14 protein-coding genes are annotated in these 20,808 nt (G+C 64.0%); 5 read left to right on the forward strand and 9 right to left on the reverse strand.

Annotated features, from left to right (window positions below):
* Positions 1–40: 40 nt before the first annotated feature.
* A complete protein-coding gene (locus N7422_RS20535; RefSeq protein ID WP_279808268.1) occupies positions 41–478 on the reverse strand; it encodes a hypothetical protein in 438 nt (145 codons plus the stop codon).
* Between N7422_RS20535 and trmL the strand changes: the two genes are divergently transcribed.
* Entirely contained in the window at positions 477–938 is a 462-nt protein-coding gene (gene trmL, locus N7422_RS20540) for a tRNA (uridine(34)/cytosine(34)/5-carboxymethylaminomethyluridine(34)-2'-O)-methyltransferase TrmL (RefSeq protein WP_279808269.1), read from the forward strand. The two genes, N7422_RS20535 and trmL, sit on opposite strands and share 2 nt — an antisense overlap.
* Before the next feature lie 108 nt (positions 939–1,046).
* Here trmL and secB read toward each other — a convergent pair whose 3' ends face one another.
* Genes secB through N7422_RS20555 form a run of 3 tightly spaced genes read right to left on the reverse strand, consistent with a single transcriptional unit; the run spans position 1,047 to position 2,238 of the window.
* The gene (gene secB / locus N7422_RS20545) at positions 1,047–1,529 is read right to left on the reverse strand and encodes a protein-export chaperone SecB (RefSeq protein ID WP_279808270.1); all 483 of its coding nucleotides are present in this window, start codon (positions 1,527–1,529) and stop codon (positions 1,047–1,049) included.
* Positions 1,530–1,568: 39 nt separating this feature from the next.
* Positions 1,569–1,823 (reverse strand): glutaredoxin 3, encoded by a 255-nt coding sequence (gene grxC, locus N7422_RS20550; RefSeq protein ID WP_003249204.1) that lies wholly within the window; start codon positions 1,821–1,823, stop codon positions 1,569–1,571.
* Position 1,824: 1 nt separating this feature from the next.
* Complete coding sequence (locus tag N7422_RS20555; protein WP_279808271.1) at positions 1,825–2,238, reverse strand: rhodanese-like domain-containing protein; 414 nt, start codon at positions 2,236–2,238, stop codon at positions 1,825–1,827.
* A gap of 206 nt (positions 2,239–2,444) precedes the next feature.
* On the opposite strand from N7422_RS20555, the gene gpmI reads away from it, so the two are divergent.
* The 4 genes from gpmI to N7422_RS20575 all read left to right on the forward strand — a co-directional run bounded on the left by gpmI (position 2,445) and on the right by N7422_RS20575 (position 7,678).
* Positions 2,445–3,980 carry a 2,3-bisphosphoglycerate-independent phosphoglycerate mutase gene (gene gpmI / locus N7422_RS20560; protein WP_279808272.1) on the forward strand — a complete coding sequence of 512 codons (1,536 nt, stop codon included), beginning with the start codon at positions 2,445–2,447 and terminating at the stop codon, positions 3,978–3,980.
* A gap of 220 nt (positions 3,981–4,200) precedes the next feature.
* Entirely contained in the window at positions 4,201–5,496 is a 1,296-nt protein-coding gene (locus N7422_RS20565; RefSeq protein ID WP_279808273.1) for a murein hydrolase activator EnvC, read from the forward strand.
* An 88-nt stretch (positions 5,497–5,584) separates the two neighbouring features.
* Positions 5,585–6,904, forward strand: a complete 1,320-nt coding sequence (locus N7422_RS20570; protein WP_279808274.1) for a S41 family peptidase — start codon at positions 5,585–5,587, stop codon at positions 6,902–6,904.
* 9 nt (positions 6,905–6,913) lie between these two features.
* On the forward strand, positions 6,914–7,678 hold the full coding sequence (locus N7422_RS20575) for a divergent polysaccharide deacetylase family protein (RefSeq protein WP_279808275.1): 765 nt from the start codon (positions 6,914–6,916) through the stop codon (positions 7,676–7,678).
* Positions 7,679–7,681: 3 nt separating this feature from the next.
* Here the strand turns inward: N7422_RS20575 and N7422_RS20580 are convergent, their stop codons facing one another.
* The 5 genes from N7422_RS20580 to N7422_RS20600 all read right to left on the reverse strand — a co-directional run bounded on the left by N7422_RS20580 (position 7,682) and on the right by N7422_RS20600 (position 20,380).
* A complete protein-coding gene (locus N7422_RS20580; protein WP_279808276.1) occupies positions 7,682–8,128 on the reverse strand; it encodes a hypothetical protein in 447 nt (148 codons plus the stop codon).
* Positions 8,125–8,601, reverse strand: a complete 477-nt coding sequence (locus N7422_RS20585; protein WP_279808277.1) for a hypothetical protein — start codon at positions 8,599–8,601, stop codon at positions 8,125–8,127. The genes N7422_RS20580 and N7422_RS20585 overlap by 4 nt, the downstream gene beginning before the upstream one ends.
* 33 nt (positions 8,602–8,634) lie before the next feature.
* Positions 8,635–13,311, reverse strand: coding sequence for a DUF6543 domain-containing protein (locus tag N7422_RS20590; RefSeq protein ID WP_279808278.1), 4,677 nt, complete (start codon positions 13,309–13,311; stop codon positions 8,635–8,637).
* A gap of 148 nt (positions 13,312–13,459) precedes the next feature.
* Positions 13,460–18,289, reverse strand: coding sequence for a DUF6543 domain-containing protein (locus N7422_RS20595; RefSeq protein WP_279808279.1), 4,830 nt, complete (start codon positions 18,287–18,289; stop codon positions 13,460–13,462).
* 144 nt (positions 18,290–18,433) lie between these two features.
* On the reverse strand, positions 18,434–20,380 hold the full coding sequence (locus tag N7422_RS20600; protein WP_279808346.1) for a BCCT family transporter: 1,947 nt from the start codon (positions 20,378–20,380) through the stop codon (positions 18,434–18,436).
* Positions 20,381–20,808 lie beyond the last annotated feature (428 nt).

Genomic DNA, 20,808 nt, shown 5'->3' on the forward strand with positions numbered 1-20,808 from the left:
TCGGGGACCTCGGTACAGGCAGGCCGGGACATCCCCTCTTTTATTCGTGCAGCCTGACCTGCACCCGCCAACGCCCGTCATCCTTCGCGCCGGTCCACTCCCCGCGCAGGGGGCGGGCGGCCACCACGGTCAGCAGCAACCCTTGATCGCTCTTCTGCAGGCGCCAGCCCACCGGCTTGCCCTGCAGCATCAGTTGGCCGCGCTGGGCCTTGCCTTGGGCCTCGAACACCACGGCCACGGTCCCCTCGACATGCTCGCCATGCAGCTGCGGTTCCTCGTTGAACCACAGGTCGAGCCCATCCTGCACCACCGTTACCTGCTCCAGCATCCGCTCTTCGGGCGAGGTCAGGCGGCCGATCATCATGCCCACCATCAGCCCGACGATGGCCAGCGACAGGATCACGCGTGGGAAGGCCTTCGAACGCAGGTCCGGTTCGAGGGTAGAATGCCCGTCATCTTCACGCCTGGAGCCGTGCATGTTTCACGTCATCCTTTTTCAACCAGAAATTCCGCCGAATACCGGCAACATCATCCGCCTGTGCGCCAACAGCGGCTGCGACCTGCATCTGATCGAGCCGATAAGCTTCGAACTGGATGACAAGCGCCTGCGCCGGGCAGGGCTGGATTACCACGAGTATGCCACGCTCAAGCGCCACGACAGCCTGGCCGGATGCCTGGAGAGTCTGGGCAATCCACGGCTGTTCGCCTTCACCACCAAGGGCTCGCACCCGTTCCATGAGGTCGAGTACCAGCCAGGCGACGCCTTCCTGTTCGGCCCCGAGAGCCGCGGGCTGCCCGCCGAGGTGCTGGACAGCCTGCCCGCCGAGCAACGCCTGCGCCTGCCGATGCGACCGGGGTGCCGTAGCCTGAACCTGTCCAATACCGTGGCGGTGACGGTCTACGAGGCGTGGCGGCAGCAGGGGTTCGCCGGCAGCTGATGCGGTGGCTGTACGGGCCCTTCGCGGGCTCACCCGCGAAGGGCCCGGCGCAGCGGCAACGCAACAAAAAGGCGACCTCGAGGGTCGCCTTTTCAGTTGCCGCTGCAATCACTGCACGGTCGGCACTTCACCGGCTTCCTGCATGCGCTGCATCTCTTGCGCGTACAGGGCGTCGAAGTTGACCGGCGACAGCATCAGGGCCGGGAACGAACCACGGGTCACCAGGCTGTCCAGGGTCTCGCGGGCGTACGGGAACAGGATGTTCGGGCAGAACGCGCCAAGGGTGTGGCTCATCGAGGCCGCGTCCAGATTGGCGATCAGGAAGATGCCAGCCTGCTGCACTTCGGCGATGAAGGCTACTTCGTCACCGTTTTTCACGGTCACCGACAGGGTCAGCACCACTTCGTGGAAGTCGCCTTCCAGGGCCTTCTGGCGGGTGTTCAGGTCCAGCGAGACGCTCGGCTCCCACTGCTGGCGGAAGATCTGCGGGCTTTTCGGGGCCTCGAACGACAGATCGCGCACGTAGATGCGCTGCAGGGAGAATTGCGGGGAGTTGTCTTCGGCAGCGCCGTTGGTCTGTTGGTCAGTCATTGCAGATCCTTTTCCTAATGTTCTTGAATGCAGTGCGAATCAGGCCGCCAGCAGCGCGTCGAGCTTGCCCGCGCGCTCCAGGGCATAGAGGTCATCGCATCCACCGACGTGCGTGCTGCCGATCCAGATCTGCGGCACCGAGGTACGGCCGGCCTTCTGGCTCATTTCGGCGCGGACCTGGGGCTTGCCGTCGACCTTGATCTCCTCGAACGCCACGCCCTTGCTCTCGAGCAGGTACTTGGCGCGCATGCAGTAGGGGCAGTAGTCGCTGGAATAAACGATGACGGGCTTCATATCACTTCACCAGGGGCAGGTTATCGGCTTTCCAGCTGGAAACGCCACCGCTGAGCTTGGCAGCGGTGTAGCCAGCCTTGAGCAGCTCGCGGCAGATGGTACCGGACTGCTGGCCCATCGCGTCGACGACGATCAGGGTCTTCTCTTTGTGTTTTTCCAGCTCGGCCATGCGACCGGCCACTTTGTCCTGGGGAATGTTCAGCGCGCCGACGATATGCCCGGCGGAGTATTCCTTGGCGGGGCGGATATCGATCACCACGCCCTTCTCGGCATTGACCAGCGCGGTCAGCTGGCCATTGCTCAGGCTCTGGCCGCCGCGACGGATTTCGTTGATCAGCAGCAGCACCAGCAGTACAACGAAGATCGCCACCAGGATGAAGTGGTTTGTCGCAAATTGGATCAGGTTAGCAACCATCAGGGGTGTTCCAGGCGATTGAAAATGGCGGCCAGTATACACAGCCCCCCATGACCGCCAAAGCCCACCGGGCCGGCCGCAAAGCCGGCTTCATGTTGCATGCCTGACCGCGCCTGTCGGGCGATGGGAGGAATATTCGCCGTCGCTGGCGCATTTGCCCTAAAATGCGTGTCTTTATCATCTTTGAACAACCGTGAGTTTGATTGATGACGAGTACGCCTAAACCCCTGGTCCTGATCATCCTGGATGGCTTCGGTCACAGCGAAAGCCCCGAATACAACGCCATCTTCGCCGCCAACACTCCGGTCTACGACCGCCTGCGCGCCACCCAGCCGCACGGTCTGATTTCCGGCTCCGGCATGGACGTGGGGCTGCCCGACGGGCAGATGGGCAACTCGGAAGTCGGTCACATGAACCTCGGCGCCGGCCGTGTGGTGTACCAGGACTTCACCCGTGTCACCAAGGCCATCCGTGACGGCGAGTTCTTCGAGAACCCCGTGCTCGGCGGCGCGGTGGACAAGGCCGTCGGCGCCGGCAAGGCCGTGCACATCCTCGGCCTGCTCTCCGACGGCGGCGTGCACAGCCACCAGGACCACCTGATCGCCATGGCCGAACTGGCCGCGCAGCGTGGCGCCGAGAAGATCTACCTGCATGCCTTCCTCGATGGCCGCGACACGCCGCCGCGCAGCGCGCAATCCTCCATCGAGCTGCTCGACGCGACCTTCGCCCGCCTGGGCAAGGGCCGTATCGCCAGCCTGATCGGCCGCTACTTCGCCATGGACCGCGACAACCGCTGGGACCGCGTCAGCGCCGCCTACAACCTGATCGTCGACAGCGTCGCCGACTACAACGCGCCGACCGCCGTGGCCGGCCTCGAGGCCGCCTACGCACGCGATGAGAGCGACGAGTTCGTCAAGGCCACGCGCATCGGCGAAGCGGTCAAGGTCGAGGACGGCGACGCCGTGATCTTCATGAACTTCCGCGCCGACCGCGCCCGCGAGCTGTCCCGCGTGTTCGTCGAGCCCGACTTCAACGAATTCCCCCGCGCCCGCCTGCCAAAACTGGCCGCCTACATCGGCCTGACCCAGTATTCGGCGAAAATCCCGGCCCCCGCGGCCTTCGCCCCCGCCAGCCTGAACAACGTGCTGGGCGAGTACCTGGCGAAGAACGGCAAGACCCAGCTGCGCATCGCCGAGACCGAAAAATACGCCCACGTCACCTTCTTCTTCTCCGGTGGCCGCGAAGAGCCGTTCGAGGGCGAAGAACGCATCCTGATCCCGTCGCCGAAGGTCGCCACCTACGACCTGCAGCCGGAAATGAGCGCCCCCGAGGTCACCGACCGCATCGTCGAGGCCATCGAGCAGCAGCGCTACGACGTGATCGTGGTCAACTACGCCAACGGCGACATGGTTGGCCACACCGGCGTGTTCGACGCCGCGGTCAAGGCCGTGGAAGCGCTGGACGGCTGCGTCGGGCGTATCGTCCAGGCCCTGGACAAGGTCGGCGGCGAAGCGCTGATCACCGCCGACCATGGCAACGTCGAGCAGATGGAAGACGAGTGCACCGGCCAGGCGCACACCGCCCACACCACCGAGCCGGTGCCGTTCATCTATGTCGGCAAGCGCCAGGTCAAGGTCCGTGAAGGCGGCGTGCTGGCCGACGTGGCGCCGACCATGCTCAAGCTGCTGGGGCTGGAAAAGCCGGTGGAAATGACCGGCACATCGATCCTGGTCGACGAGTAAAACCCCATGGGAGCGGGTTTGCCCCGCGATAGCGTCATCTGCTGCAGTGATGTTCCAGCGCAGGCCGCTATCGCGGGACAAGCCCGCTCCCACGAGGATTGCGACGCGCTTTACGCATGAATTCCAGACCAACGCCCCGCCGCACACGCCACGGGGCGTTTTTTTTGCACGCCCAGGCGGGCATACTAGGCCAGTCTCCATCCCTGGTACGCCCAACCCCATGCTCCGCGCCCTTCTATTACTCGCCTTGTCATGCCTGCTCATCCCGGCCTTCGCCGACGAGCGCGCGCAGACCCAGCAACAGCTGGACGCCACCCGCCAGGACATCGCCGAGCTGAAGAAGATGCTGGGCAAGCTCCAGGAGGAAAAAGCCGGCGTGCAGAAAGACCTCAAGTCCACCGAGACCGACATCGGCAAACTCGAGAAGCAAGTGGAGGCGCTGCAGCAAGAACTAAAAAAGACCGAGGGCGAGCTGGAGCGCCTTGATCACGAGAAAAAAAAACTCCAGAGCGCCCGCGTTGAACAGCAACGCCTGATTGCCATCCAGGCCCGTTCGGCCTACCAGAACAATGGCCGCGAGGAATATCTCAAGCTGCTGCTCAACCAGCAGAACCCGGAGAAGTTCGCACGCACCCTCGCCTACTACGACTACCTGAGCAAGGCGCGCATGGACCAGCTGCGCGCGTTCAACGAAACCCTGCGCCAGCTGGCCAACGTCGAGCAGGACATCGCCCGCCAGCAGGAACAGCTGCTGACCCAGCGCGCCGACCTCGACAGCCGCCGCCAGGCCCTGGTCGCCGAGCGTGACAAGCGCCAGCAGGTACTGGCCAAGCTCAATGGCGACCTGAAAGCCCGCGACCAGAAGCTGCAGAGCCGCGAACAGGACCAGGCCGACCTGAGCAAGGTACTCAAGACCATCGAGGAAACCCTTGCCCGCCAGGCCCGCGAGGCCGAAGAGGCCCGCCAGCGCGCGTTGCTGGCCAAACAGGAAGAAGAAAAGCGTCGCAAGGAGCAGGCCCTGGCGGCCGCCCGCGCCCCGGAGCCGGAAGAGGCGCCGAAAAAAGCCCGCACCACCCTCGGCCCGGTGGTTTCCAGCGATGGCGCCAGCTACGGCGGGGCATTTTCTGCAGCCCGGGGAAAACTTCCATGGCCGGTCAATGGTCGATTGCTAGCGCGCTTCGGCGATAGCCGCGGCGGCGATGCCCGGGCCCGATGGGACGGGGTGATGATCGGCGCCAGCGCCGGCACCCAGGTACGCGCCGTGCATGGCGGGCGCGTGGTGTTCGCCGACTGGTTGCGCGGCGCCGGACTTCTGGTCATCCTCGATCACGGTAACGGTTACCTGAGCCTGTACGGCCACAACCAGAGCCTGCTCAAGAGCGCCGGCGACATCGTCAAGGCCGGCGAGGCCATCTCCACCGTCGGCGACAGCGGCGGCCAGGACAGCGCCGGGCTGTACTTCGCGATTCGCCAGCAGGGCCGCCCGACCGACCCTGCGCAATGGTGCCGCGGCTAGGCACCGACTACTTTTACGGCGCGGCCCCTGAAATGGCCGCACCGCTGCTCCCGCCGGGAGCGCCAACAGGATCAGGAGTTCGTTCGACATGCTGCACTCGCCTCGTCTCACCCAACTGGCCCTGACCATCGCCCTGGTCGTCGGCGCGCCCCTGGCCATTGCCGCCGAGCCGGCCAAGCCAGCCGTGGTCAAGCCGGCCACCGAGGTGACCGCCAAGGCGCCGCTGCCGCTGGAAGAGCTGCGCACCTTCGCCGAGGTGATGGACCGCATCAAGGCCGCCTATGTCGAACCGGTGGACGACAAGACCCTGCTGGAGAACGCCATCAAAGGCATGCTCAGCAATCTCGACCCGCACTCGGCCTACCTCGGCCCCGAGGACTTCCAGGAGCTGCAGGAAAGCACCAGCGGCGAGTTCGGTGGCCTGGGGATCGAGGTCGGCATGGAGGACGGCTTCGTCAAGGTGGTCTCGCCCATCGACGACACCCCGGCCTCCCGTGCCGGCATCGAGGCGGGCGACCTGATCGTCAAGATCAACGGCGCGCCGACCCGTGGCCAGACCATGACCGAAGCCGTGGACAAGATGCGCGGCAAGATCGGCGAAAAGATCACCCTCACGCTGGTGCGCGATGGCGGCACGCCATTCGACGTGACGCTGGCGCGCGCGGTGATCCAGGTCAAGAGCGTCAAGAGCCAGCTGCTGGAGAACGACTACGGCTACATCCGTATCACCCAGTTCCAGGTCAAGACCGGCGACGAAGTGGGCAAGGCCCTGGCCAAGCTGCGCAAGGACAACGGCAAGAAGCTGCGCGGCGTGGTCCTGGACCTGCGCAACAACCCCGGTGGCGTGCTGCAGTCGGCGGTGGAAGTGGCCGACCACTTCCTGACCAAGGGCCTGATCGTCTACACCAAGGGCCGCATCGCCAACTCCGAGCTGCGCTACTCCGCCGACCCGGCCGACGCCAGCGAAGGCGTGCCGCTGGTGGTGCTGATCAACGGCGGCAGCGCCTCGGCCTCGGAAATCGTCGCCGGCGCCCTGCAGGACCAGAAGCGCGCCGTGCTGATGGGCACCGACAGCTTCGGCAAGGGCTCGGTGCAGACCGTGCTGCCGCTGGCCAACGACCGCGCGCTGAAGCTCACCACCGCGCTGTACTTCACTCCCAATGGCCGCTCGATCCAGGCCCAGGGCATCGTCCCGGACATCGAGGTGCGCCCGGCCAAGCTCACCGCCGAGGCCGACAACGACAACTTCAAGGAAGCCGATCTGCAGGGTCACCTGGGCAACGGCAACGGCGGCGCCGACCGCCCGAGCGGCAGCAGCAAGCGCAAGGACCGCCCGCAGGACAACGACTTCCAGCTCAGCCAGGCTCTCAGCCTGCTCAAGGGCCTGAACATCACCAAGGGCGACTGACCACTTCCCATGCGTTACTTGCTGTTCGCGCTGTTCTGCCTCATGGCCGGCGTCGCCCAGGCGGCGCCGGCCAAGGCCTACATGAGCATCATCATCGACGACCTGGGCCAGAGCAGCGAACGCGACAGCCGCACCCTCGCCCTCCCCGGCCCGGTCACGATGGCGATCATGCCCGACACCCCGCACGCCACCGACTTCGCCCGCCAGGCGCACAAGGCTGGCAAGACGGTGATCCTGCACATGCCCATGGACCCGGCCACCGGCCCATACGCCTGGCATCCCGGCACGCCGATCGAGGAGCTGGCCCGCCGCCTGGACGCGGCGCTGGCCAAGGTGCCCTATGCCGCCGGCATCAACAATCACATGGGCAGTCGCATGACCGCCCAGCGCGCGCCGATGGGCTGGCTGATGAGCGAACTGCAACGGCGCCATCTGCTGTTCGTCGACAGCCGCACCAGCGCCGCCACGGTGGCCGCGGCCGAGGCCCAGGCGATCGGCCTCGCCCACGTGTCACGCGATGTGTTCCTCGATGATGTGCGCACCGTCGAAGCCATCACCGACCAGCTACGCCAAGGCGTCGCCCTGGCGCGCAAGCAAGGCTCGGCAGTGCTGATCGGTCACCCCTACCCGCAAACGCTCGAAGTGCTGGAAAAAGAAATGCCCCGGCTCAAAAGCCAGGGCATCGAACTGATCAGCCTGCGCCAGATGGTCGCCGAACGAGGCAACCAGGCCATGCCGGCCCACGGCCGCCAAGGGCGCTACACGAATCGCTGAGCATCAGGTCAGTGGAATGATGCCGGTGATGTCCTCACGAACCAAAGGCCCACGGTGCACACGCTCACCCTTGGCCACTTCGTATGCATGCCCCTGGAAACGCTTGGGCCAAAGCTTCAAGTGAGCAAAGGTGAAGTCTTGCAGATGAGCGGCTTGTGAGCTCAGATGAAAGTGCGCGGCCCAGATGGCCTGCTCTTTCTTTACACCCGAGGCCTTCAGGCGGATGATCTTGAACTCGTCGAACGGGCTGGTGTTTCGCGAGGTGTCACGCCTCGCATACTCCACCTTGATCAGCTTGTGCCTGTGCAGAAAGCGCAACGCTGCAGCGGTTGGATACTTCGTGTTGGTGTAGGCCTCTGTCAACAGCTGCTCGCGCTGTGCCGGCAGTGCGTCCAATGCCGCCAGTACGCGCAATCTGCAGGCTATTGATGATCGCGGCGGCATATTCATCCCACGCCTCCTGCAAGATCACGATCCTGTCGGCCACCGGCATGGAGGACATCAACAGCTCGCCATGCTGGAGCCCGCGAAATGATGGGCGCAAGCAAGCCCAGGTTGTAATGACGCTCGTCCAACGGCTCCAGCGTGATTGGCTTGCCATCGAGCTGTGCCTGCAGCACGGCATCCACCAGGGAGCTGGTGGCCCAGTATTCGCTGTCGGGATCGGGACTATCCAGCGTCAGCGGACTCCAGAGCGGGCTGAACGAAAGCCAGCCAGGGCAGTTGCTCCAGCAGGACGGCCAGCAACTGCTTGCTTGCCACCTCGCAAAGCGTGGGACGGTCGCCGAACGCCTGGGCGACGACGCAGGTGCTGACGCACCTCCCCCAAGCGCGACCTTGCTCGAAAACAGATGCCCCGGCTCAAGAGTCAGGGCATCGAACCGATAAGCCTGCGCCAGATGGTCGCCGAACGGGGCAACCAAGCCATGTCCGCCCATGGCACAGGCGGTCAACCGTCAGCCGTTCGACCTGCCCGCCCAGGCGATGATTTCCTTGGCCTGTTCACGGGTCAGCGGCCCACGGTGAATACGTTCGCCGTCGGCCGCCAGGCGCTTGGCGTCCTCGCGACCGTAATGGCGTTGCGCCCAGGTCTTGATATGAGCCAGAACGAAGTCATCCGCCGGGTCGGACTGCCCGTTGTAGTGGTAATGCACTGCCCAGAGGATCTTCTCTGACTTGGCTTCCTTGCCCTTGAGCAATCGGATCGCGTACTCGTCCAGGGCAGTCCGGTCCTTGAGCAGCTTGCGATTCGGCCGGTACTCAACCTTGATGAGGTTGCGCTCGCTGAGGAAGCGCAAGCTTTCGAAATCCGGGGAACGCGTTTCGGTGTGCAACGTCAACAGCAACGACTCGCGCCTGGCCGGCCACTGGGCAAGCTTGTTCTTGAGCAATAGCGCGGTTGCCCCGGTATTGTCCCCGAACGCATCGGCCAGCTTCTGCAGCTTGCTGACATGCTCGTCCACCAGCCGCTCCAGCAGGCGATGGTGGACCCGCTTGGCCACGTACTCGTCGGCCATGCCCATGACCGACGCATCTTCCGCGGTCACCGTCAACGCCTGTCTCAACAGCTCATCCCTGACAGGCGCAAGCTCTGGAGCAGCGCGCTCCACCACCTCGACCCAGGCCTGCCCCACCTGCTCGAAACGGACGATTCTGCTACGCGTGCCGGGGTCGCGTACCTCCATCGACCTCCGGCCACCCTCCTCGACCACATCACCCACCACGATCTGGCCATCGCTCCTGCGCGCGACCGCCCTGACCCGAGCGCCAGGATCGTAGGCGACGCCCATCTGGGCAGGCTCCCCGTCCTCCACGCCAATCGCCTCCACCAGGCGATCGCCAGCGTCCTGCTTGAGTGACTGCATGACCTCAACGTAACGGTCGAGCATGGCCACGTCCACCAGGCTGCCCCCGTCACGCTTGATATCGACCGCATTGATGATCGCCGCGCTGTATTCATCCCAGGCACTCTGCAACGCCTCGACCCGGTCAGCGGCTGACAGACTGCCGAACTGCACTTCGCCATGCGCGAAGGCCGCGGCTCGCAGGTGCACGCTCATCAATGCCTGACGATACCGGGGGAGCTGGCCGGTCGGATCCTCCATCTCGTAATGAATCGCCAGTTCGCAATAATGGACAGCCTGCTGGAACCGAATATCCACAGTGGTCAGGGCACGCTGCGCAGCAAGCTCACCGAACAGCACCCTCGGTGGGCCGTCGACCACAGCCACCAGTGGAGCTTGCGGATCGACCTGCGGCAGGAACTGGTCCACCAGAGCACTCGCCCTAATCATCCGCTCCTGCAAAGGGATCGTTTCACGCATGCGCTGCCGGAAAGCCTCGTACTGCTCCGGCACGTCACTGACAATCCGGCCGTGCAATGCCTGCCCCATCTCGCTGATGCGGGGATAGTCGATCATTTCACCCAGACGCGGGAGATTGAACCAGCACCCTCTCACGATCGCTTCACGGGCGAACACCAGCGACCTTCTGAGCTCTTCGGGTCCAAGCCCGCTGTTGACTCTGCGATAACGCTGCATGTCGAGCATCTTATGGGCATCGTCAACCACCTTCAGATCGATCTCGACCATGGCTTCCATCTGCGCGACGTAGTCGCTACGTGCGTCTTCGAACACTTTGCGCTTGGCACGTATATTGTCGTCGTACAAACCCAGCATTCTGTCGAGTACCTCTTGCGACAGACCGCTTTCATTCGCTGCGGCCTTGTCCCGCAACGCCTGTACTTTGTCCAGTTCGGCTCGGCTGTTGAGTTCGCGGGCATCCATCACGTTGGATTCCCTGCTCATCCTGTTGTAAGTCTCGATCAGCTCGTCGAGCCGAGCAGAGATGCGGTCGAAGGCGGCCTGGGTCACCTGCGCCCCGCGCGCCTGCTTCGGGCCGCCGCCAAGGGCGAATCCGTCGCTCCGTACCCGCCAGACCCCATCATGAAAAAGCCAGGGTCCGAGCTCGCCAGCCGGGCCGACGATCCGTCGCCCTTCGTCCTCATGCACGACCTGGTAGTGATCGCCCAGCACGGCGGCATAAAAGCGCCCGCCCAGCAGGTAAAGGTCATTGCCAGGCGCCACGCCAGACAGATCGACGCTGGCCCGGTACGGCCGCAGCATGGCGCGCTGCTCGACAGGGCCAGCTCCCCAGCCATGTCCCAGCGACACCTGCCCGCTCCATTCACTCAATGCCTTATCTAGCGGCTCATGCCGCACCTGCCCGACCACCTGCGGCAAGCGCAACGGCTCTCGCAGCGCCGGCTCCACCAGCCTGACGGGGGCCGGCGCCGGCAAGGCGACGCCTTGGCGGGTATCGGGGAGTCGCTCATGCAGCAACGCCATCGCCAGGTTGGCCGCCAGGTCGATGGCGAACGCCGAATCGGCGCCTTCGACCCGCGGTGCCTGCTCAGGCTCCAGCAGCGGCGCCAGCAGGCTCGCGACCCAGGCCACCTTGCCCAGCGAGCCTGGCAGCACCGGCGCGATGAGGTCGAACAGCAACCAGCCAAAGCGCTTCAAGGTGGACCAGCGCTGCTGGGTGTTGGAGAGGGTTTCACGCTGCGCCAGCGCAATCAGCGCCTGGCGCTTGTCGCCGTACATCCAGGTATCGATGTCCGCCAGGAACGGGACCAGCGACAAGCTCGCCGGCTCGACGGGTTCCGGCCAGATCGACGTATCGAAAATGACCCGGCGCAGATGAGGCTCGAGGAAGCCGCCCCGGGCATAGACATTGAACGCTGACTCGGGCAGCCACCGCAGGACGCTGTCTTGGAGATCCCCCACAGCACTGATCGCCGTCATCAAGGTGGCTTCATCGGCAAAGCTCAGCAACGTGCGTTGCGGGTAGAGCGGGCGATACAGCAAGACCGCCTTTGGCGTGTGCAGGCGAATGACATACATGCACATGGCGGCGTCGCGCTGGCGACTGTCCGGCTCGGCCTTGAAGGCCAGGGGCGCCAGGTCGACATTCGCCTTCAGATCCTTGTCGCTGCGGCAGAATTCGGCCAGTGCCCGCCAGCAGGCTCCGTCCAGTTCGCCATCGACCTTGGCACGCAGGGCATCGAACAACAGCGCGCTTCGCCACTCCCGGGAGAACCGCTCGATCCGCACGGCCTGCTGCCCAGGGTCGTTCAGTCTGTCGGCCACATACGCCGGGTAGGTACCCCCGATATCGACCGCCTCGACCAGGCCAGCGACATAGACAGGCGTCATCCAGCCCGGTATCGGCCGCCCATCACGATGATCGACAGACGTTATCAATGCATCCTGCAGCCCATCCAGACGCTCGACGGCATACGCGACCAAGGTCTTGCCGCCAACAGGCTTGAGCACCACCGGCAGTTCCTTGTCGATGACCGGGTCCGGCACCGACACATGGATCAACAGCTCATCGGGCGCCAACTCTGGATCCTGTGGATGATCCAGGCTCATCTGCTCGATCAGGCGTCGCACCGTGAAGGCGTGCAGGTCCTCCACCCCGTCGAGCGATGTCTTCCCCCGCGAAAGCGCCTGGGCAATGGCCAGGTCCTGCATGGCCACCTGATACTCGAAGCGGTCCTGCGTCGAGGCCGCCGCCAGCCACGCGGGCACCCCGGCCGTTGGTGCGTCGGCAGTGAACAGATCGTCCGAATAGAACATTCGCGACGGATCGGTCAGTAGCGCCAGCGTCTGTTCGAGCTGCTCCGCGTCGGTGATATCGGACAACTGCAACCGTTCGACATCCGCCAGCAGGCTGCTCAGCAACAGGGCGGACTGCTGCAGGAAAGGGTCTGCGTCGAACGTCCGGCGCTGCCAGGCCAGCTCATCGAACAGCAGGCGCGGCGCCAGTTCGGCATGCAGGCTGGCCATGAACGCCGAGATCGATTCGAACGCCTGGACACGCCCGCCGGGCTGGCAGCGCACGATCAACTCGCGCTCCTCGCGTTCGGCTTCGATCAGCAGATCGGGCAACAGCTGGCTGAATGACGTGCCGTCCTGGGTGAACGTCAGTTCGATGGCCGATACCGAGGTGCCTTTCTGCAACCCCAGCATCACCTCGTAGAGACAGTCCCGTTCCTCGTCACGCCACCCCGAACGAGCGACACTGCGCAGCAGCGTCGACCTCAGCGCCTGCCGCATCCAACCATGCCGGCTGACCGTGGTGATGGCTGGGACGATCGCATCGTCCTGCTCCCAGAAACGTATGTGCGCCTGCAGGAACGTCGGGATCAGCGACTGGAGAACGGTATCGAGGTCATCATTCATGGGGGCAAGGGACAGCTCGGTGAGCGAGTCGTCGTCAGCATCGATGCCTGTCACCTGTTCGAAGAAATCTTCAAGGGCGGCACGACCGAAGGCCTCCAGGCGAAGCGAGTCGCGAACGCCAAAGGCAACCTTCTGTCCTTGCACGAAAACACTGAGCAGCAGCGACAGCAGCGCCTCGGGATGCCGCTTCCCGTCAAGGCCTGGACGGATGAGTGTGTAGGGCTCGGCAAGGTCATGGTCGATGGAGGCCGTGGCCTGATCAGGGTGATGCTTCACCAGGACCTTGTGGATCTCCTGGCTGAGGACGTAACGCAAGGTCGGCCGATAGGCGAACTGTCGCGCGACAGCCGCCTTGAACGTGGTCGGAAGAGATGTGGCATCTTGCATGGCGGCACTCCGGCTGATGATTTGGAGGGCCACGCTAAGTCACTGCCTGCATCGCAAGGCGTTATTCATTCATTACCAGCGGCTGAAACGACAGAGGGCCCGACGCTTGCGCGACGAGCCCTCTGTCGTTGCCTGAGCCGTTGTTGCCTCAACTGTTGAATGGAATGATGTCTTTCACCTGCTCATAGGTAATCCGGCCATAGTGAACGTCAATGCCGGTTTTCTTGCGCTGGGCACGGGTCTTGAGGTGGCCGCGCACGAATGCGGAGGCGACGTCTGCCTGCCGCTGGAAGTGGAAGTGCGCGACCCAGAAGTCAGTGCCTTTCCCCTGCGCGTGCGGAGTCCTCAACCAATTGATGGTGTACTCGTCCATGGCCGAGCCATTGGCTATGACGGAGCGACCGCTGTAGGTGATCTTGAGCCGACCACGCTCGAACAGGAAGCGCAGGCCTTCGAGGTCCGGGTAATGGGTGCTCCTGTAGAGCTCGGTCAGCCAGCTCTCCTTGTTGGCTTGCCATGTCCCGATACGGGCATCGATGGCATCGGTGTTTTCGCCCGCTCGCAGCAGCGTGCTCCTGGCATCGTCGAGCGCTTGCAAATGCGCATTCACCAGTTCGGTCAACGCCTCGACGCCCGCATCACCTTCGACGTATCCCTGCGCAATCGACTCCACCCTCGCGCTATCGGCCAGCACCCGGCTTTGCAAGTGCCTGGCGATATCGATCAACTGCGGCCCTTCGGCGCTGGCCGATGTGCCCGAGCCCGGGCTCGACCCGGATTCGACATCAGACTCTGATTCAGTCTCACTCTCGGACGCGAGCCTGGGTTCGGACGCAGGCCGGGAGCCTGCCTCCGAACCGGACTCGGATTCGGTCTCGTAGCCAACCTCCAGATCAGCAGCACCACCCGCCTGGACCCAGTCACCCTGGGCATCCGCCTCGAAACTCAGCAGCACCCTGTTGCTGAACGGTTCGAGCACCTGCAGGACGGTCGTTCCATCCGCCTGAACGGCCTCACTGGCAATGACCAGCGTCTGTGCGCGCGTGCGGACGGCCCGATAGCCCGTTTTGACTGGGTAGGGTGATACTTCTTCCCCCATCGGCGTGCCCTCTAGCTGCGCCTGCGCCCTGAGCAGGGCCGGCGCCATGGCCTTCTTGAGCGCCTCCATGTGCTTCTTGTATTGCTCGATCATCCCAGGGCTGTAGGTGGCGGTGTCCCTGTGCAGGAGCACGTCCGCCTTCACGATTGCATTGCCATATCGACGCCACGCAGCCTGCAGTATTTCCAGCCGATCGTCGGTACTCACCTCGCTCATCAGTACACGGCTGTGCGCAGCGCTGACGACACGCAAGGAGAGACCCGCAAGCTGTCTCGAGACACGCAGAAGCCTTTGGGTACTGGTGACCTTGGTGACATCCAGCGCCAGATTGGCGTAGCCCATTGCGATATGGAACCGGTAATCGACGTACGTCCGCTCGCGCAGGTCGATCAGCTCGTGCCTGAACAGGGTTCTACCCTGCAGATCGACCGATATGTCCGGCGGCAACTCACCGATGTGCTTGTCGATGAGGTCCAGCGCGTCAGCCATCACCTCCTCGTTATTGACGGCTTCACGCAGAACATCCTGGTAGGCGGGCCACTCATGGGACAAGTCACTGTCCGGGGCGAATGCACGAGCACGTGCGTCGATCAGATCTTTCGCCTTGTTCACCCTGTCCAGCATGTCCAACACGGTGAACCCCTCGACCAGCAGCAACCTCAGCGCGGTGACATGCCGTTCCTCGTGGTTCGTAAAGGGCACCCCCTTCTTGGCTTTATCGAGCACGACCAGCAGCTCGTCGGCATGAACCATCAGGGTATATCGGGTGGTCTCTCGGTCCGTGCTTGTCTTGCGGATCAGCATGCGCCAGTTCCTGACCTTTTCCCCAAGCACACCCAGGACCTTGTATTCCTCGCTTTCAGGCTCATATCCAGCGGCCATTTCCAGCTTTAGATTGTCTGCATCCTTCTTCAGCTGGGCCTGCAGGAACCGGATATTGGAGTTCAGGGCCTTGATCTTGTCGTTGCTGTTCCTGATCCTGGTGGCAATATCGCTCGCGATACGCTGATACCTCGGCAGACTGATGGATGGTCCTGCCGCGCCGCCCCTGCCCGACCCACCCTTGAGGCCGAGATCAAGCACCCAGCCTTCGTCCCCCGGACGCAACCATGGCCCTTCCCGACCGTCGGGTGCCACGATTCGGGCGCTCCCCCAATCCACGCGGACTTCATAGGACTGCCCGTCGAGCTCGAGATACAGGGGGCCATCCACTTCTACAAGACCACGCATGGGCCATTGCTTTTCGCTCAGCCGCCCGACAAGGGAAACCGAAGCCTCGTAGGTCGCCAATCGCGCCTTCAACGACGGTGTCAGAGTATTGAAGCGCTGTTCGCTCCAGGCGTATGCCTGCAACGCCTCACGGTCGTCCATGGCACGCAGTGGAGCACCCTCCTCTGCCACGGTCATTGGCCGCAGCACCCGGGCGATGGCATCGTCCTCGAGCAAGTCGCCCTGTTCCTCGAGCGAGGCATCCATCGGCTCCCAGGGCCGACTGCGTTCAGGCGGCGCTGCCAAGGTGACGGGCGTGTCGTGCTCGACAGGCACTGGCGCCCCATCCTTGGCTCCGTGGCCATGGACCAGCAGCATGGCCAGGTTGTTGAGCAAGTCGACCAGTGCGAGCGATTTCTGCGCATCGTCGCCGTTGGCGAGTGCGCGAAAATCATCCGGCAGGCCGTGCACGAGCGCCGCCAGCCACGCCACGCTGGCCAATGGGCCGGGCAGCATCGGCGTCACCAGGTTGAACAACAGCCAGCCCAGCTGATTGGCGATCGCCCAGCGCCGCTGTGCGTTCGAGACGGTCTGGCGCGCAGTCAGCATCGCCAACATCCTGCTTCGGGCCTGATACATCCGTGCATCGAGGTCGGCGAGCCAGAACTTCGGCGTGGCCTTCACCGGTTCGCGCAGGCTTTCCAGGTAGGTCGCCACGTTGTCCGCCTCCAGGGTCAGCAGATGCAGGATCGACTTCAGCGCATCATGCAGGTGCGGCTTGCCGAAGCCGCCGTCGTCGTAGACCGCACGCACATCGTCCGGCAGCCAATCCAGCACGCTCTGCTGCAAATCGCCCGGTTCGCGCAGCTGCCTCATCAAGTCGTCCAGATCGGCAAACGCCAGGATCGCGCGGGCCTCATACAGGGGGCGGTACAGCATCCACTTGCCCAGCTCGTTGAAGCGAATCACGAACATCCCGCTGACCTGGTCCGCAGTGCGGGCGCCCGGCGCGCACTTGAAGGCCAGCGGCGCGATGCTCAGGTACTGGGCAAAATCGCGTTTGCTGCGGCAGAAGGCTGCCAATACCTGCCAGCAGGGTTCATCCAGGTGGCCTTCGATCTTCGCCCTCAGCGCCTGGAACAACAGCGCACTGCGCCATTCACTGGCGAACAGCCTGAGGCGCTCGGGCTGACCCGTGCTGTCATCGAGCGCGCGGCCGACCTGGCTCGGATAGGTGCCGCCAATGTCCACGCGGGTGAGCAGCCGGTTGACGTATGCCGGGGTCATCCAGCCCTGGACGCTCCCACCGCCGGCATGGGTAACGCCTGTCACCACCTCCAGCGTCTCGACCGCAGGTTGGGTATACGCCAACTCCGTCAGGCTTAGGTTTCTCGCGGGTTTCAGGGATGCCGGCAGCTCGGGGTCGATCGCAGGGTCGGGGACCGCCAGGGCGATCGTCAGCTCATCCGGATCGCAGGGCGCCTGCCCGGGGTGATCGGCCTGCATCTGCTCGCGCAGGCGGCGCACGGTATAGCCATGCAAGTCCTCGATGCCGTCCAGCGAGGTGGCGCCCCTGGAAAGCGCTTGCCGGGCACTCTGTTCCTGCAACGCCATCTGGTACTCGAAACGGTCGGCGCTGCTGGCCTGGCTCAACCAGGCGGGTAGCTCGAGCGCTGGCAGGTCCTGGCCCGGCTCGGGCCGTTCGGGGAAGTCGGTCGACGGATCGCTCCACGTCTGGAAGCTGGTCTCCAGCTGCTCGACCGTGTCGGCTTGCCACATCTTCAGGCGCCCGATGCGCTCCAGCCCGCACTGCAGCAGCAGGCGGGCCTGCTGGGCGAACGGGTCCCCCTGCAGCGGGCTGCGCGACCACGACAAGGTGTCGAAGCGATAACGCTCGGAGAACGTGTCACGCAAGGTACGGGCGAAGCCCAGGTCATCGTCATGAGCACGCACGGTGCCGAAGGGCTCGCACCACAGCAGCAGGCTGCCCTCCTCGGACTCGCCGCTGATCAGCAGGTTCGGCAACAGCTCCCGGTATTCATTGCCATCGGTGTTCAAGCAGCATTCGACGGCATCTACCCGCAGCGTGGCCCTGTCGCCCATCAAAACCCCGTACAACAAGCTCTTTGCCTGCTCGGTCAACCCCTGGTGCTCGATGTTCCGTGCCAGGGCCGCCTTGATCACCTGCGTCATCCACTCGGCCCGGATGATCCCCAGCCCTTCCTGGCTGCCATTCCAGAAACATACCTGGGCCTGCCGGAAGCGATCGACCAGGCCCGCCAGCAGCTGGTTGAAGTCGTCGTTCAACAGGCTCAGGCGCAGGTTGACCTGCGCGGGTGCCATGTCCTTGGTGATGATCTCGGCGGCGCGAAAACGATGGGGCGTGTCGAGGCTCAGGTGATCGTCGTCGCTGAAGGCGACCCGCCCATCCTCGAGGAACACCTCGAGCAGGTGATCGAGCAACGGGGTATAGCGGACCAGCCCGGTGGCATCCCGCGCCCGCATCAGCGTGAAGGCGGCGAGGCTGTCGAGGTGCGGGTAACTGGACGTGACCAGTGGGTAATGGCGGGCCAGGAGCTTGAACCCCTCCCTGGCCACTACCTGGCGTAGCGTGGGTCGAGAGGCGAACTGGTACGCGACAGCGCCCTTGAGCGTGGTGGTACTCGGCATGGCAATGTTCCGGCTGATGATTCGGAGGGCCACGCTAAGTCACTGCCGGCGCCGCAAGGCGCTATTCATTCAACACCACCGGCCGAAACGACAAAGGGCCCGGCGCTTGCGCGTCGGGCCCTTGCTTGCGGTCAGCAGACTGGATCAGCTGTACACACGCCCCAGCAACTGGCGGTGGCTCTCGAACTGATCGAGCACGTCACGCACGATCTGCTCGCGGGTGAAGCCCATCAGGTCGTACTCCTGGCTGCCATCGTGCAGGTACACCTCGGCACGGTAGAAGCGCTGGCGTACCTCCGGCTCGCCTTCGACCGGCGCCTCGCTCGGGGCGGCCATGTAGCCATCAAGGCTGGCTTCGTAGACGAAGGGGTTGCCCTCTTCCATCATCACCCGCAGGCCCATCATGTTGCGCGACTGGCCAACCCGGGTCTCGACCTCGAAGCCCAGGGTGCGCAGCTGCTCGGCGGCTTCCTTCAGCGCCGGGCTGACCTGCTTGTCCATGAAGCGCTGCACCACCGCCTGGGTCGGCTGCAGGTCCAGCTGGCTCAGACGCTCGCTGAAACCGCGACGGCCACGGGCGGCCAGCTCGGCGCGCTCGCTCTCGACCGCGACGTCCTGCTTCATGGCCTTCATCAGGCCGAACATGAACAGCACCAGGACCACCGAGAATGGCAGGCCGGCCAGCACCACCATGGTCTGCATGGCTTCGAAGTTGCCGGCGAACAGCAAACCGATGGTGACCAGGGTGATGACCACCGACCAGAACACTACCATCCAGTGCGGGGCGTCTTCGTCGACCTTGCCGCCTTTGCACGACAGGTTGGCCATCATCACCGCGCCGGAGTCGGCCGGGGTCAGGAACAGCACGAAGCCGACGAACACCGCCAAGCCGATGACGATCTTGGCCGCCGGGAAGAACTCCAGCAGTTGGTAGATCGACATCGACGGCTGTTCGAGCGCCGTCTTGCCCAGCTCCACGGCGCCCTGGTTGATCACCAGGTCCAGCGCGGTGTTGCCGAAGATCGACAACCAGGCCAGGGTGAAGCCCAGCGGGATCAGCAGCACGCCGGTCACCAGCTGGCGCACGGTACGGCCCTTGGAAATACGGGCGATGAACATGCCGACGAACGGGCCCCAGGAGATCCACCAGGCCCAGTAGAACACGGTCCACAGGCCCAGCCAGCGCTCGGACTTGTCGTTATCGCCTTCGTAGACATAGAGGTCGAAGGTCTTGAGCACGATACCGTTGAGGTAGTCGCCGACGTTCTGCACGAAGCCGTTGAACAGGTGCAGGGTGTTGCCGGCCAGCAGCACGAAGATCAGCAGGCCGCTGAACAGCAGAATGTTCAGGTTGGACAGACGGCGGATGCCGTTTTCCACGCCCGACACCGCGGCCACGGTGGCCACGCCGGCCATGACCAGGATCACCACCAGCAGGTTGGTCTTGCTGTGGTCCATGCCGAACAGGTATTCCAGCCCCGAGGCCACCTGCATCGAGCCGATGCCGAGGTTGGTCACCAGGCCCAGCAGGGTGACGAACATGCCGAAGATGTCCACGGCATGACCGGCACCGCCCTTGACCCAACGCTCGCCGACCAGCGGGTACAGCGCCGAACGCAACGCCAGCGGCTGGTTGTGACGGTAGGCGAAGTAACCCACGGCCAGGCCGACCAGGGCGTAGATCGCCCAGCCGTGCAGGCCCCAGTGCAGGAAGGTCAGCTGCAGGCCCTGGCGCGCGGCCTCGAGGCTGGCAGGCGTGCCTTGCGGCGGGTTGAAGTAGTGATCCAGCGGCTCGGACGCGCCGAAATACAGCAGCGAGATACCGATACCGGAGGAGAACAGCATGCCGGCCCAGGCGCCGTAGCTGAAGTCCGGGGTGTCGTCCTTGCCGCCCAGCTTGAGCTTGCCGAAGTCGGAGAAGGCCAGGTAGACGACGAACAGCAGGTAACCGCAGATCACCAGCATGTAGTACCAGCCGAAGGTACGGGTCAGCCATTTCTGGGCGACGCCCAGCACCTGGCCGGCGGTTTCGGGGACAGCGATCAGCAGGGCAGTCAGAACGAGGATCATCATCGCCGAGGTGTAGAACACCACGCGATTGACCCGTACCCGCTCGGCGGGAGGCTTAGTCAGGGAGGCAGAACTCATTGCACGAATGCTCCGGGCAGTGCGGCAGTGGAGGCTATACAGTTATTTCCCGCGCAATTGGTGCAATAGCCCTACTGCGCAAGGTGTTATAAAAGGCACCTGGAAACCGTGATCCCGAATCGAAACGCTGCAAAAAAAACAGACCGGCCGCCTGTCGCCTTGCCACGCACTCAGCAGAAGGTGCGCGCATTCGCCACAGACCACCTGGCCCGCTCCAAGGGCCGACCGCGCAGTCCATGACCGCTCGGCAGAATCTGTCCTTTGCATCGCTCATGCCCGTCAACGCCTTGTATTCCGGGGGTTACACGATTTCCTGGGGTGTCGATTCGTGTCCTCTTGACCGCCTGAAAAACTGTCAATGGCACAAATTG

It is taken from the genome of Pseudomonas sp. GD04091, from assembly GCF_029836165.1.
Classification (GTDB): Bacteria; Pseudomonadota; Gammaproteobacteria; order Pseudomonadales; family Pseudomonadaceae; genus Aquipseudomonas.